General features: G+C 70.2%; 11 protein-coding genes and 1 riboswitch. All 11 genes read right to left on the bottom strand.

Annotated features, from left to right (window positions below):
• Window positions 1-75 precede the first annotated feature (75 nt).
• Complete coding sequence (gene argH / locus V5D55_RS18475; RefSeq protein ID WP_435745884.1) at window positions 76-1,506, bottom strand: argininosuccinate lyase; 1,431 nt, start codon at window positions 1,504-1,506, stop codon at window positions 76-78.
• Window positions 1,506-2,435, bottom strand: a complete 930-nt coding sequence (gene argF / locus V5D55_RS18480; protein WP_435745887.1) for an ornithine carbamoyltransferase — start codon at window positions 2,433-2,435, stop codon at window positions 1,506-1,508. Before argF ends, argH begins: the two co-directional genes overlap by 1 nt.
• The gene (locus V5D55_RS18485) at window positions 2,432-3,637 is read right to left on the bottom strand and encodes an acetylornithine transaminase (protein WP_435745890.1); all 1,206 of its coding nucleotides are present in this window, start codon (window positions 3,635-3,637) and stop codon (window positions 2,432-2,434) included. The genes argF and V5D55_RS18485 overlap by 4 nt, the downstream gene beginning before the upstream one ends.
• Complete coding sequence (gene argB / locus V5D55_RS18490) at window positions 3,634-4,551, bottom strand: acetylglutamate kinase (protein WP_435745892.1); 918 nt, start codon at window positions 4,549-4,551, stop codon at window positions 3,634-3,636. The genes V5D55_RS18485 and argB overlap by 4 nt, the downstream gene beginning before the upstream one ends.
• Window positions 4,548-5,705, bottom strand: a complete 1,158-nt coding sequence (gene argJ / locus V5D55_RS18495) for a bifunctional glutamate N-acetyltransferase/amino-acid acetyltransferase ArgJ (RefSeq protein WP_435745896.1) — start codon at window positions 5,703-5,705, stop codon at window positions 4,548-4,550. The genes argB and argJ overlap by 4 nt, the downstream gene beginning before the upstream one ends.
• The gene (gene argC, locus V5D55_RS18500; protein WP_435745898.1) at window positions 5,702-6,751 is read right to left on the bottom strand and encodes an N-acetyl-gamma-glutamyl-phosphate reductase; all 1,050 of its coding nucleotides are present in this window, start codon (window positions 6,749-6,751) and stop codon (window positions 5,702-5,704) included. Before argC ends, argJ begins: the two co-directional genes overlap by 4 nt.
• 281 nt (window positions 6,752-7,032) lie before the next feature.
• Window positions 7,033-9,180 carry a bifunctional hydroxymethylpyrimidine kinase/phosphomethylpyrimidine kinase gene (locus tag V5D55_RS18505; RefSeq protein WP_435745900.1) on the bottom strand — a complete coding sequence of 716 codons (2,148 nt, stop codon included), beginning with the start codon at window positions 9,178-9,180 and terminating at the stop codon, window positions 7,033-7,035.
• A complete protein-coding gene (gene thiM, locus V5D55_RS18510; protein ID WP_435745902.1) occupies window positions 9,177-10,025 on the bottom strand; it encodes a hydroxyethylthiazole kinase in 849 nt (282 codons plus the stop codon). The genes V5D55_RS18505 and thiM overlap by 4 nt, the downstream gene beginning before the upstream one ends.
• A riboswitch (TPP riboswitch) is annotated at window positions 10,017-10,110 on the bottom strand. It overlaps the preceding gene by 9 nt.
• Before the next feature lie 6 nt (window positions 10,111-10,116).
• Window positions 10,117-11,094 (bottom strand): NAD-dependent epimerase/dehydratase family protein, encoded by a 978-nt coding sequence (locus tag V5D55_RS18515; RefSeq protein ID WP_435745904.1) that lies wholly within the window; start codon window positions 11,092-11,094, stop codon window positions 10,117-10,119.
• A 110-nt stretch (window positions 11,095-11,204) separates the two neighbouring features.
• Window positions 11,205-13,739 (bottom strand): phenylalanine--tRNA ligase subunit beta, encoded by a 2,535-nt coding sequence (gene pheT / locus V5D55_RS18520; protein WP_435745907.1) that lies wholly within the window; start codon window positions 13,737-13,739, stop codon window positions 11,205-11,207.
• A complete protein-coding gene (gene pheS / locus V5D55_RS18525) occupies window positions 13,739-14,779 on the bottom strand; it encodes a phenylalanine--tRNA ligase subunit alpha (RefSeq protein WP_435745910.1) in 1,041 nt (346 codons plus the stop codon). Before pheS ends, pheT begins: the two co-directional genes overlap by 1 nt.
• Window position 14,780 lies beyond the last annotated feature (1 nt).

The following is a 14,780-nucleotide window of genomic DNA, read 5'->3' on the forward strand; positions in this document are numbered from 1 at the left end:
GAGGTTCATCCGCGAAACGTCATATCTTCCGCGAAACGTCGGCCGACAGCCCTGCCAGTCCGCCAGCGACCCGCCCTACAACCCGAGGGCGTGCGCCGCAGCCTGCGCCCGGGCGACGAGCTCGGCCCGCTGCTCGGTCACCCGTACCGGGGCGGTCCCCCCGACGCCGGTGCGCGACGCGACGGAGCCCTCGATCGTGAGCACCTCGCGCACGGCGGGCACCAGGTGCGCCGAGACCGACAGCAACAGTTCGTCGGAGGCATCCTCCAGGCCGATCCCCTGCTCCTCGCAAGCACGCACGAGCGCACCCGAGATCTCGTGGGCATCGCGGAAGGGCACCCGCTGCTTCACGAGCCACTCCGCGACGTCGGTCGCGAGCGAGAAGCCCTGGGGTGCGAGCGCCGCCATCCGATCGGTGTCGAAGCGCAGGGTCGCGATCATGCCCGCGAACGCCGGGAGCACCACCTCGAGGGTCTGCACCGAGTCGAAGACCGGCTCCTTGTCCTCCTGCAGGTCGCGGTTGTACGCGAGCGGGAGTCCCTTGAGCGTCGCCAGCAGACCGGAGAGATTGCCGATGAGTCGACCCGACTTTCCGCGCGCGAGCTCGGCGATGTCGGGGTTCTTCTTCTGCGGCATGATGCTCGAGCCGGTCGAGTATCCGTCGTCGAGCGTGACGAAGCCGAACTCGCGGGTGTTCCAGAGGATGATCTCCTCGGCGAGGCGCGAGATGTCGACACCGGTCATCGCGGTGATGAAGGCGAACTCCGCCACGACGTCGCGCGCCGCGGTGCCGTCGAGCGAGTTCTCCGCCGGACGATCGAGGCCGAGCTCGGTCGCCACGAGCGCCGGGTCGAGTCCCAGCGTCGATCCGGCCAGGGCTCCCCCGCCGTACGGCGAGACCCCGGCGCGGCGACGCCAGTCGACGAGACGTTCGAGTTCCCGCACCAGCGGCCAACCGTGCGCCTGCAGATGGTGGGCGAGCAGCACCGGCTGCGCGTGCTGGAGATGCGTGCGTCCGGGGAGGATCGCCTCGGGGTGCGCCTCGGCCTGTGCGACGAGAGCATCGATGACTCGGAGGATGTCGCGGGCGATCACCCGCGCGTGGTCGATCAGGTACATCCGCACGAGCGTGGCGATCTGGTCGTTGCGGCTGCGACCGGCGCGAAGGCGCCCGCCGAGCTCCGGTCCGAGTTCGGCGATCAGCGCCTGCTCGAGCGCGCCGTGCACGTCCTCATCGCTGGGCTGCGGCCGCAGCGTGCCGTCGGCGACCTTGCGCGCCACGGCGTCGAGTCCCGCATGCATCTGCTCGGCCTCATCGGGCTCGAGGTACCCGGCCGCGGCGAGCGCCTTCGCGTGCGCGTGGGAGCCGGCGATGTCGTACGGGGCGAGGATCCAGTCGAAGTGCGTGGACCGGCTGAGCTCCACGAGTTCCGGCGACGGGCCCGTGGCGAACCGTGCACCCCAGAGCGCGCCCTCGTTCGTGCCTTCGTGCTTGTCGGAGGTCATCACGCGTCCTTCTTGCCGAGCAGCCAGACCAGCAGGGCCTTCTGAGCGTGCAGACGGTTCTCCGCCTCGTCCCAGACGACGCTCTGCGGGCCGTCGATCACGGTCGAGTCGACCTCGTAGCCGCGATCTGCCGGGAGGCAGTGGATGAAGATGGCCTCGGGGTCGGCGAGGGTCATGGTCTCCGGCGTCACCTTGTAGCCGCCGAGATCGCGGATGCGCGCGATCTTCTCCTCTTCCTTCCCCATGGATACCCAGGTGTCCGTGACGACGACATCGGCGCCGGCCGCGGCCTCGACCGGGTCGGTGTAGAGCGCGATGGAGCCACCGGTCTCGGCGGCGCGACGATCGGCCGCCTCGATCACGTCGGCGCGCGGTGCATAGTCGGCCGGTGAGGCGATGCGCACGTGCATGCCCGCGGTCACGCAGGCCAGCGCGTAGGAGTGCGCCATGTTGCTCTGCCCATCGCCGTAGAAAGTGAGCGTGAGGCCCTTGAGGTCGCCCTTGTGCTCGCGGATCGTGAGCAGGTCGGCCAGCAGCTGGCACGGGTGGAAGTCGTCGGAGAGCGCGTTGATCACCGGCACCCGCGTGCCCTCGGCCATCTCCTCGAGCCCTGCCTGCGCGTAGGTGCGCCAGACGATCGCCGCGACCTGACGCTCGAGCACGCGCGCGGTGTCGGCGGGCGTCTCCTTGCCGCCCAGCTGGCTGTTCGCCGTGGAGATGATGAGCGGCGAACCGCCGAGGTCTGCGATGCCGACAGCGAACGACACCCGGGTGCGGGTGGAGGACTTGTCGAAGATGACCGCGACGGTCTGCGGGCCGGCAAGGCTCTTGTCCGCCCAGCGGTCCTTCTTCAGTTCGATGGCGAGATCGAGGATCTCCGCCTGCTCGGCGGGCGTGAGGTCGTCGTCACGCAGCAGGTGGCGGGTCATGCGGATACCTTTCCAGAGACGGATGCTGAGACGTCGGCGAGCGCGGCGGTGAACAGTTCACGGAACTCGGCGAGCTGTTCGTCGCCGATGATGAGCGCCGGCGCGATGCGCACGGTCTCGGGGTTGGCGGCGTTCACGATCAGGCCACGCTCCTGCGCCGCGGCGACCACGGCACCGGCCACGGGCTCGGAGAGTGCCACCCCGATCAGCAGACCACGACCGCGTACCCCGGAGATCAGGGGCGAATCGATGCCGAGGATCAGCTCGCGCAGTTCTTCACCTCGACGAGCGGCGTTGTCGACGAGTCCGGCGCGTTCGATCTCGGCCAGCACTGCATCTGCGACGGCCGTCGCCAGCGGGTTGCCGCCGAACGTGGAGCCGTGCGATCCGGGCGTGAACAGCGCACTGGCGGATCCGTAGGTGACCAGTGCCCCGATCGGGAAGCCGCCGCCGATGCCCTTGGCGAGCGTGATGGCGTCGGGCGTGATGCCCTCGTGGCTGAAGCCGAACCATTCGCCGGTGCGTCCGGCGCCGGTCTGGATCTCGTCGATGATCAGCAGGGCGCCGTGCGCGAGAGTGAGCGAGCGCGCGGCCGCGAGGTATCCCTCAGGCAGTTCGACCACGCCGGCTTCGCCCTGGATCGGCTCGACGATGATCGCGGCCACCCGGTCGTCGATCGCCGCGTGGAGAGCCTCGATCGTCGCGGGGATGTGCTCCACCCCACCCGGCATCGGCTCGAACGGTGCACGCATCGACGCCTTCGCCGTCATGGCGAGCGACCCCATGGTGCGGCCGTGGAAGCCGTTCTCGAGGGCGAGGATGCGCGGGCGCTCCGTGCCACCGTGCAGACGGGCGAGTTTGAACGCCGCCTCGTTCGCCTCGGCGCCGGAGTTCGAGAAGAACACCCGACCGTCGATGCCGGCACCGGCGAGGCGCTTGATCCGCGCGGCGAGCGCCAGCTGCGGCGGCGTCGCGAAGTAGTTCGAGACGTGCGAGAGCGTCGCCGCCTGCTTCGAGATCGCCTCGACGAACACGGGGTGCGAGTGGCCGAGAGACGTCACGGCGATGCCGGCGAGGAAGTCGAGGTAGCGTCGGCCGTCGGCATCCCACAGGTAAGAGCCCTCGCCGCGCGTGAGCAGTGCCAGCCGATCGCCCGCGTTCTGTACGAGGTCGCGCTCCACATCGTCCTGCCAGACGGTCATGCCGTCACCTCCGTCTTTCCGAGGACCACTTCGGTCCCGATTCCCTTGCTGGTGAAAAGTTCGACGAGCACCGAATGCGGCAGACGTCCGTCGATGATCGCCGCCGCCTCCACGCCACCCTCGACCGCGTCCAGGCAGGCGCGCATCTTGGGGATCATTCCGGACTCGAGCGTCGGCAGCATCTCGATGAGCTCCGCCGCCGTGAGGTGCGACACGAGCGAGTCGCGGTTCGGCCAGTCGGCATAGAGCCCCGGCACGTCGGTGAGGACGACCAGCTTGCGCGCCTTGAGCGCGACGGCGAGAGCCGCGGCAGCGGCATCCGCGTTCACGTTGAGCGAATGGCCGGGATTGTCGAGATCGGGGGCGATGCTCGACACCACGGGCACGCGGCCGGCCGCGAGGTGGTCGAACACCGGCGTCGGATCGACCTCGACGACATCGCCCACGCGACCGAGATCGACTTCGAGGCCGTCGACCACGACTCCGCGACGACGGCCGCCGAAGAGCCCGGCATCCTCTCCGCTGAGTCCGGTCGCGATGGGGCCGTGCGAGTTGATCTTCGACACGAGCTGCGGGTTCACCTGTCCGGTGAGCACCATGCGCACGACGCTGATCGCCTCGGTGTTCGTGACGCGGTAGCCGCCCTTGAACTCGCTCGGGATCTCGAGCCGCTGCAGCATGTCGGAGATCTGCGGGCCGCCGCCGTGCACGACGACCGGCAGCACGCCGACGTAGCGGAGGTAGGCGATGTCTTGCGCGAACGCCTCCTGCAGCTCGTCGGAGACCATCGCGTTGCCGCCGTACTTGACGACGACGATCTGGTCACGGAACTTCTTCAGCCACGGCAGCGATTCGATCAGCGCCGCCGCCTTCTGCGCAGCGATGTCGGGCGTGGTGTCCTGGATGTCGGTCATGAGGCGTAGGCGCTGTTCTCGTGCACGTAGTCGTGGGTGAGGTCGTTGGTGAGGATCGTCGCCGTTGCGTCGCCCGACTTCAGGTCGATCACGAGGTGCGTGGCCCGCGGGGTCAGGTCGACCTCCTCGCGCGGACGGTCAGGGCCGCCCTCGGAGCACACACGCACGCCGTTCATCCAGACGTCGACGTCGTACGGGTCGAACTGCGCGGCGGTGGTGCCGATCGCGGCGAGCACCCGCCCCCAGTTGGGGTCGTTGCCGAAGATCGCCGCCTTGAAGAGGTTGTTGCGGGCGACGGAGCGGCCGACTTCGACCGCGTCCTTCTCGGATGCCGCGTGCTGCACCTCGATGGTGATGTCGTGGCTTGCGCCCTCGGCGTCGCCCTGCAGCTTCTCGGCGAGTTCCTGCGACAGCGCGGTGAGCGCCGCGACGAAGTCGTCGAGGTCGGGAGTCACGCCCGAGGCGCCGTTCGCGAGCAGCGTGACCTGGTCGTTGGTCGACATGCAGCCGTCGGAGTCGAGCCGGTCGAAGGTCTGCCCGGTCGCGCGGCGCAGCGCCTCGTCGGCCTGGAGCGGCTCGAGGACGGCGTCGGTCGTGATCACCACGAGCATCGTGGCGAGTCCGGGCGCCAGCATCCCGGCCCCCTTCGCCATTCCGCCGATCGTCCAGCCGTCGCGGCCGATCACCGCGGTCTTCGCGACCGTGTCGGTGGTCATGATCGCCTGTGCTGCCGCGTCTCCCCCGTCGGCGGTGAGGGCGGCGATCGCCTGCGCAGTGCCGTCGAGCACCTTCGCACGAAACACCTCGTCGCCCACCCCGATCAATCCGGTCGAACAGATCAGCACGTCACCGGCGCTGACCCCGAGGAGCTCGGCCGCCTTCTCGGCGGTCTGGTGCGTGGTCTGGAACCCGAAGCTGCCGGTGAAGCAGTTCGCTCCGCCGGAGTTGAGCACGACGGCCTCGACCACGCGATCGGCCACGACCTGCTGCGACCAGATGATCGGGTTGGCCTTGGCGCGGTTGCTGGTGAACACGGCGGCGCCCACCTTGCGGGGCCCGCGGTTGACGACGACGGCCACGTCGAGCTTGCCGGTGGACTTCAGGCCGGCGGCGACTCCCGCCGCCTCGAATCCTGCGGGGGCGGTGACACTCATGGTGCGACTCCGTTGACTGAGAGGGCGCGACCTTCGGGGAGGCCGAGCGCGAGGTTCATGGATTGGACGGCCGCTCCCGCGGTGCCCTTGACGAGGTTGTCGACCGCGGTGACGACCGTCACGCGGTTCGCAGCGCGGTCGATCGCGAGGCCGATCAGCGCGGTGTTGGCGCCGAGAACGTCGGCGGTGCGGGGGAAACGACCCTCCGGGAGCAGCTGCACGAAGGTCTCGTCGCCGTACGCGCTCTCCCATGCCGCTCGGATCTGCGTATCGCTGACGCCCTCGACGATCGGAGCCGTCGAGGTGGCGAGGATGCCGCGCGACATCGGCACGAGCACCGGGGTGAAGGAGATGCGGACGTCCTGGTTTCCCGCACCTGCCGCGCCCAGCGCCTGCTGGATCTCCGGGATGTGGCGGTGCGTGCCGCCGACCGCGTAGGGGTTCGCGCTGCCCAGGATCTCGCTGGCGAGCAGGTTGGTCTTGAGGCTCTTGCCCGCGCCGGACGGCCCGACGGCGAGCACCGAGACGATGTCGGTCGGATCGATCACACCCGCGGCGATACCGGGTGCGAGGCTGAGGCTCACCGTGGAGGCATTGCACCCGGGCGCGGCGATGCGCGTGGCTCCGCGCAGGTGCTCGCGCTGCTTACCTCCGGCGACCAACAGTTCCGGGACTCCGTACGTCCAGGCGTCGTGGAACTCACCGCCGTAGAAGGCGTCCCAGGCCGCACGCGAGGTGAGTCGGTGGTCGGCTCCCGCGTCGATCACGAGCGGGGTGTCGCCGAGGGCGTCGGTGTACTGCCCCGACTGCCCGTGCGGGAGTGCCAGCACCACGATGTCGTGCCCGGAGAGGATCTCGGGAGTGGTGTCCTGCAGCGTGAGATGCGCGAGCGAGCGCAGGTGCGGCTGGTGGTCGACGAGGGGCTGTCCGGCATTCGAATGTGCCGTGACGGTGCGGATCTCGATGTCGGGATGATCGGCGAGGAGGCGCAGGATCTCGCCGCCCGCATAGCCGGATGCGCCGGAGACGGCGACGGAATACGTCATGCTTCTACCTTAACGGTCGGACCCCCGGCGAAATCGGGGGCCATGGGCGGGGCCGGAGGCGGCGACCTCGGCACTCGACCGCTGCAGGAACGCAGGCAGGAGTACGGGGTCGCCTACAGTCGGCGGCCGCCGCGGCGTCGGCGAACGACGACGCTCGAAGCACCCTGCGTCTCGCTGCGCTCGCTCAGGAACCGCGTAGCGGGAGCGAAGACGGGCGAAGGCATGACGCGACAGTAGCGTGGGCGCGTCGGCATCCGCAAATCCACCCCGTCATCGAGTCGTCATCCGAGCGGCTCCTCCATCGGCGCGGCGAAGAAGGCGAGCTCGTGCGCACTCGAGGCATCGAACGCCCGGAGCATGCGCGCCCTCGTCTCGGCATCCGCCTTCGAGGCAGCGGCGGAGACGAGGGCGATCGCCCGGGCGGTGGCCTCTTCGAAGGCCGGATCGGCGTAGGTCGCGAGCCAGGAGGCGTACGGATGACCCGGGTCCTGCGCGAACTCCCCGAACTCTCCCGCGTGCAGGCGCCTGCCGAGGTCGGTGTACAGCCAGAAGCACGGGAGGATCGCCGCGATGAGCTCGGCATAGTCGCCCCCGAACGCGACCGAGCGCAGGTGATCGAGATAAGCGGTCGTAGCGGGAGAGGGACGAGCCGAGAACGTCTCGGCTCCGACGCCGTGCTCAGGGGTCAACCAGGATGCGTGCAGCTCGAGTTCGCCGACGATGGAGCCGTGTGCCGAGTTCGCCCAGAATGCCTGCTCGTCGGAAGTCGGTGCGAGCCGCGCCGCCTCGGCCAGCACCCGCGCGTAGTCACGCAGATACAGCGCATCCTGGGCGAGGTACGACAGGAAGGGCTCACGGTCGAGCGTGCCGTCGGCCAGCGCTCGGATGAACGGCAGGTCGTCGATCCCACGGCGGATGCCGGAGATGTGCTGCCACCAGTCGGTGGCGACCTCGGCTGCGGTCGGTCGGGTATCCACGCCGCCGCGGCCCCACAGCCCCGCGAAGTGACTGATCGGACCGTGCCCGGTGCCGACGCGCAGTGCGTCGCCGTGTCGGAGGGACTCCCGCAACCACGAGCGCGCCGTGGCCACGGCGCGCCGAGGTTCCTCGCCGAGTGCGAGCCGGGTCGCCAGCGCGGAGGAGAGTGAGCAGCCGGTGCCGTGGGTGTTCGCGGTGGCGATCCGGGCGCCGGTGAACTCCTCGCGGAAGGCACTCCGCGCATCGATCAACGCGTCGGGCGCGTCCTCCCCGGAGAGGTGTCCGCCCTTGACGAGCACCGCCGCCCCGATCTCGGCAGAGAGTTCGTCCGCGGCGGCGAGCGCGTCGGACCACCCGGTCAGCTCCCGCCCGACCAGCACGGCGAGTTCGGCGAGATTCGGGGTGACGACGTCGGCGCGGACGAGCAGCGCACGCAGCTCCTGCTCGGCTTCCGGTTCGAGCAGCCGATCGCCGGAGGTCGCGACCATGACCGGGTCGAGCACGACGATCGGCGGGCGCACGGCATCGATCCAGGCCGCCACCGTCCGGATGACGTCGGCGTTCGCCAGCATCCCGATCTTCACGGCGTCGATGACGATGTCGTCCGAGACGGCCGTCAGCTGTGCGCCAAGGAACTCCGCCGGTGGCACATGCACCCCACGGACACCGTGCGTGTTCTGCGCGGTGAGGGCGGTGATCACCGCCATCCCGTATCCGCCGTTCGCAGCGATCGACTTGAGGTCGGCCTGAATGCCCGCGCCGCCCGACGGATCGCTGCCCGCGATGCTGAGGACACGCGGGGCGGCGCCAGCCTGCCAGCGTCGGCGGAACGCCCGGGCGACAGCCCGGGGATCTTCGGCAGCGCACAGCGCGGAGACGACGGCCAGTCCGGCGGCCCCTGCACCCCGCAGCGCCTCGGTGTCGTCGATGCCGACTCCGCCGATCGCGACGCACGGGAGCGGACTCGCCTCGGCGAAGGCGCGGAAGCCCTCGATCCCCAGAGCCGGCGGGTGGTCGGGCTTGGTGCTGGTGGGGCGGATGACGCCGACGCCGAGGTAGTCGACGGTCCCGGCGGGGAGCGCGAGCGCCGCTGCCAGGTGCTCGGGGCTGTTCGCGGTGAGCCCGACGAGCGCCTCCGGGCCGAGAGCCTCGCGGGCACGGAGCACGGACGCGTCCCCTTGCCCGAGGTGCACACCGTCGACACGCGCGCCGCGCGCCCTGGCGGCCAGAGCGGCGTCCAGCCGGTCGTTCACGAGGAGCAGCGCTCGGCCGTCGATCACCCGCGAGAGTTCGACGAGCTGATCGACGGTCTCGGCATCCGATGCGGACTTGTCGCGCAGCTGCACGATGCGCACGCCTCCGTCGACGGCCCGACGGACGGTCTCGACGACGCCGCGATCGCCGCAGAGCCCGGGGTCGGTGACGAGGTAGAGCGAGTAGTCGGCGTTCACAGGGCGCTGCTCTCGACACGGGCTGCCGCGATCAGGTCGCCGGGCGTCACGGAGGCGAGCGCGTCGAGCAGGGCGACGGCGAAGCTGCCAGGACCCGCTGCTCTCTCCGCCGCCTGCTCGGCCGCGACCGTGTAGACGAGACTCGCCGAGGCGACGGCGGTGAGCGCGTCGGTGTCGGTGGATCTGGCCGCGCCGAGGAAGGCGGCCATCACCGCGCCGAGTGCGCAGCCCCCGCCGGTGACCCGGGTGAGGAGTTCGTGACCGTTCGCGAGGCGCACGATCCGATGCCCGTCCGTGACCAGGTCGATCGGCCCGGAGACAGCGACGACGCTGCCGAATCCGCGGGCCAGGGAGACGGCCGCGTCTGCCGCCGCATCCGTGCTGTCGGTGGCGTCCACTCCACGCCCGCCGGTGCTGAGTCCGGCGAGTGCGAGGATCTCGGAGGCGTTGCCGCGGATCGCCGTCGGACGCTGTTCCACGAGTCCCCGCGCGAGCGGCGTGCGGACGGGCAGCGCACCGACGGCCACCGGGTCGAGCACCCAGGGAGTGCCGGATGCCGCGGCCCCGGCGACCGCTTCGAGACTCGCTGCCCGCTGCTCGGGCGTCGGGGTGCCGAGGTTCACGAGCAGCCCGGACGCGATGCCCGCGAACATCTCGGACTCGCCGACGATGTCGACCATCGCAGGTGCCGCCCCGACGGCGAGAAGCACGTTCGCGGTGAAGCCGGTGACGACCGCGTTGGTGATGCAGTGCGTGAGAGGCGGAGAAGCGCGTAGTCCCTCCAGCAGTGTTCCGGCGGAGACCGCCAGGTCGGAGGCGGATTCTGGACGCAGACGATCGCTCATGGGCGACATCCCTTCGCTAGTACGAACTAGATCAGGTTCGACGGGTCTGTTCTCAGCCGCGGATGCGGCACCCCGTGTCACTGCTCGAAGTCTAGCGACCGAGCTCAATCAGCAGCGCGCGCTCCTCCGCTCTGGTGAGTCCTGCCCGCCGGGCCCGATCGACGCCGCGCTGACGCTCGTCGGCGACGACCCGGGCGATGGTGTCGGCGAGCGGACGGAGTGTGCCGCCGCTGCCATGGAACGCGGCATTCGAGCGGGTCATGAACCCGGTCATCTCGGGTGGGAGCCACAGCGGCAGCGAGCGCTCCCCCATCCAGTGGTCGACGCCGTGCGCGACGAGCCAGTCATCCGCGGCGATGACCGTGTCACCGGTGTGCGCGGAAGCGGTGCGCATCGAGTCCAGCACGTCGACGAGCGGATGGACGTCGCCGACGGCGTTGACGGCCCCGTGAATCCCGGCGCTCGCGGCTCTGAGGACGTAGGCGGCGAGGTCGTCGACGTCGATCACCTGCGCCATGCGTCCGTCGAGGGGAGGGAGCATCACCGTGTCGTCGCCCGCCCGGAGGAAGGCCGCTGCCCAGTACCCGAATCGATCGCTCGGATCCCCGTCGCCCACGATGAGTCCGGGCCGCACGATCAGCGCCCGCTCCCCCAGGGCCGCCACCGCATCCTCGGCGGCGACCTTCTGGGCGCCGTACTCGTACTCGTCTCCAGGGCGGGAGGCGGGATGCCGAGGCGCCGACTCATCCGCGCCGACCGTCTCGTCGTCGGAATAGGCCGAGACCGACGACACGTAGGTCCACTGCGCCGCTCGACCGCCGAGGGCGGAAACCGCCGCCTCGACATGCGCGGCGCGGGATGAGATGTCAACGACGTGATCCCAGTCGCGTGCGGCCAGCGGGACATAGGCCAGAGGATCCTCCCGGTCTCCGCGCACGAGTTGCGCGCGCTCCGGAGCGGGACGCTCACCTCGGGCGAAGCAGGTCACCTCCGCCCCGGTATCCCGCCATCGCCGCGCGATCCGCCCGGAGAGCCACCCCGTCCCGCCGAGGACCAATACGTCTGTCATGGATCCATGTCACCAGCATCCGCGGCTGGACGGAAGTGCTTCTGCTCGGAGCAGAAGAGGTCACGTCACACTGTCGGGTGAGCGACGTCAAGATCGAAGGCGAGCCCGGTTCAGTCGCGCAGGGCCGCCCCGAAGCGCTCCGCCGCCACCGCGACACCGGCGAGCTTGGCCTCGGTGGCCTCTGCCGCCGTGAGTGTGCGGTCGCCGGCACGGAAGCGCAGGGCGAAAGTCAGGCTCTTCGAGCCCTCGGGAACGCCCTCGCCGCGGTAGTCGTCGACCAGACGAACCGACTCGAGCAGTGCACCGGCCCCCGCGGCCAGGGCGACGCGCACATCTCCGGCAGGAACATCCGCCGGGAGGGTGAGCGAGACATCCTGGGTGGCCGCGGTGAACGTCGACAGCGACTCGGCGACGATGCGTCCTCCGGCGAGCGTGAGGATCCGATCGAGGTCGAGCTCGAGCACGGTCGCCCGTCCTGGCAGGTCAGCGCCCTCCGAGACGGCAGGGTGCAGCTCGCCGACGTAGCCGACCTCCTCGCCGCCGACACGGAGCGCACCGGTGCGGCCCGGGTGGAGCGCCGCGCGCTCGGCCTGGACGACATCGATCTCGACGCCTGCCGCCGCCGCGATGACGCGGACGGCATCCAGTGCCTCGCTCAAGCCGGCAGCCTCAGCGGCACGACCGGGCTGGCGCGGCGACACGTTCCCTGTCAGGAGGGCGGCCACGTGGCGGTGCTGCGGCGGGATCGAGGCGTTCAGCTCGGAGAGCTTCTCGTCGGACGGACGCTCACCCAGCGGCGGGACGTCCTCGGTGCCGTACTCGACTCCGGGCTCGGGGAGGAAGACCACCCCGGTCTCGAAGATCGCGAGATCGGTGAGACCGCGCGCGATGTTGCGGTGGGCGGTCTGCAGCAGGCCGGGAATGAGCGACCGGCGCAGGAACGGTGCCTGACCGTCGAGGGGGTTCGCCAGACGGATGCTGGGCAGGTGCTCCCCCGATGCCGACCCGTGCAGGTCGTTCTGTGCCTCGGTCGTGAAGGGGAACGCCGGAGTCTCGACGAGCCCGGCGGCAGCCAGCGCATCGGCCACGCGGCGGCGGCCCTGCTGGTGCGCGGTCAGTCCACGACCCGAAGGCGGCGTCGGCAGCACCGAGGGGATGCGGTCGAGCCCGTGGATGCGGGCGACCTCCTCGGCCAGCGTCCACTTGTCGGTGAGGTCGGGGCGCCAGGTCGGCGGGATGACCGTCCAGCCGCCCTGATTCTCTGAGCCGGTCGAAGGGGACACCTCCGCACCGATCGTGGTCAGGGCGCCGGTGATCTCGGCATCCGTGTAGTCGACGCCGATGAGCCCCTCCACGAAACCGGCGGGGAGCTCGATGTCCGAGACGAAGACCTCGGCGAACAGCGCACCGCCCTCTTCCGTGAGCGTGCCACCGGCGAGCTCGACCATGAGGTCGGCGGCGCGGCGCGCGGCCACGAACGGCACGAGCGGATCGACGCCGCGCTCGAAGCGCTTGGACGCCTCACTGGGCAGCTTGTGCCGGCGGGCCGTGCGGGCGATGGTCGTCGGGTCGAAGATCGCAGCCTCGATGAGCACATTGCTCGTCGTGCCGGTCATCTCGGTCGTTCCGCCGCCCATGACGCCGGCGAGCCCGATAGGGCCCGAGTCGTCGGTGATGAGCAGGTCTTCGGTGTGCAGAGCGCGCTCGACCCCGTCGAGAGTCTTCATCTTCTCGCCGGGCGTCGCGCGGCGCACCGTGATGCCGCCGGTGAGCTTGTCGAGGTCGTACCCGTGCAGCGGCTGGCCGAGTTCGAGCATCACGTAGTTGGTGATGTCGATCAGGACGCCCAGCGAACGCATGCCCGCGAGCGACAGTCGGGCGATCATCCACGGCGGCGTCGGGCGCGACGGGTCGACACCCCGCACGACGCGGGTGACGAATTCGCTGGCGCCGACGTTGCCCCGCACGGGAGCCTGGTCGTCGACGATCGTGGTGTGGCCGGAGCCGGGCTGCAGTTCGGCGAAGTCGCGCTCGGCCGGGTCGCGGAACTCGGCGCCGGTGGCGTGCGAGTATTCGCGGGCCACGCCGCGGAGCGAGAACGCGTAGCCGCGGTCGGGCGTCACGTTGATCTCGACCGCGACGTCGTCGAGGCCGAGCAGCGCGATCGCGTCGGTGCCGACGGGTGCGTCGATGCCGAGGTCGGACAGCACCAGGATGCCGTTGTGCTCGTCGCCGAGACCCAGCTCGCGCGCCGAGGCGATCATGCCGTCGGACACGTGGCCGTAGGTCTTGCGGGCAGCGATCGGGAACGGGCCGGGCAGCACAGCGCCGGGCAGCGTCACGATGACCTTGTCGCCGGCGACGAAGTTGTGCGCGCCGCAGACGATGCCGCGGATGTCACGTTCGGTTCCTGAGCCCGACGAAGGGCCGACGTCGACCTGGCACCAGTTGATGGTCTTGCCGTTCGACTGCGGCTCGGCCTCGAGCGAGACGACCTGCCCGACGACTACAGGACCCGTGATGTCGAAGCGGTGCACGTCCTCCTCTTCGAAGCCGACGGTCACCAGCGCCGCGAGGACATCCTCGGGCGTGGCATCCGCTGCCAGATCGACGTACTCACGCAACCACGAAAGCGGGACGCGCATCACACCACCATCCCGTACTGCTCGCTGAAACGGACATCGCCCTCGGCCATGTCGCGCATGTCCTGGACGTCGCTGCGGAACATCAGGCCCCGCTCGATACCCATTCCGAAGGCGAAGCCGCTGTACACCTCCGGATCGATCCCGGCCGCGCGCAGCACGTTCGGGTTGACCATGCCGCAGCCGCCCCACTCGATCCAGCGCGCGCCGCCCTTGAAGGTCGGGTGCCACAGGTCGAGTTCAGCGGACGGTTCGGTGAAGGGGAAGTAGTTCGTGCGGAAGCGCATCTTGGCCTCCGGGCCGAAGAGCTGCTTCGCGAAGTGGTCGAGCGTGCCCTTCAGGTGCGCCATCGTGATGCCCTTGTCGATCACGAGGCCTTCGAACTGCGTGAACACCGGAAGGTGCGTGGCGTCGAACTCGTCGGTGCGATACACGCGGCCGGGGCACAGCACGTAGATCGGCAGCTCACGGTCGAGCATGGAGCGCACCTGCACGGGGCTCGTGTGCGTGCGCATCACGAGGTGGCGCGACGTCGGGTCGACGTAGAAGGTGTCCTGCTCCTGGCGGGCAGGGTGGTCGACGTCGAAGTTCAGCGCGTCGAAGTTGAACCACTCGTGCTCGAGCTCCGGCCCCTCCGCGATCTCCCAGCCCATGCCGACGAAGATGTCGGACACCTGGTCCTGGAGGAGCGTGAGCGGATGCCGCGCCCCGACCCGTGTGCGCGAGGGAACAGCCGTGATGTCGAGCCGCTCCGCGTCGAGACGAGCGGCGACCTCGGCCGCAGCCAGCTCGGTCTCCTTCGCGGCGAGCGCCTGCGTCACCTGACCGCGCCCCTGGCCGACGAGCTTGCCGAAGGCGGCCTTGTTCTCGGGGGCGACCTGACGCATCGAGGCGTTCAGGACCGCGAGGGGCGAACCGTCGGCGACATGGGCGGCGCGGGCCGCCTTCAGCTCGGCGGTATCGGTCGCTGCGGTGATCGCTGCCAGTGCGGCGGCGACGGCCGCTTCGACCGCTTCCGGGGTGATTTCGGGAGACTCAGACACG

The sequence above is a fragment of the Microbacterium sp. PMB16 genome, assembly GCF_051294855.1.
GTDB lineage: Bacteria > Actinomycetota > Actinomycetes > Actinomycetales > Microbacteriaceae > Microbacterium.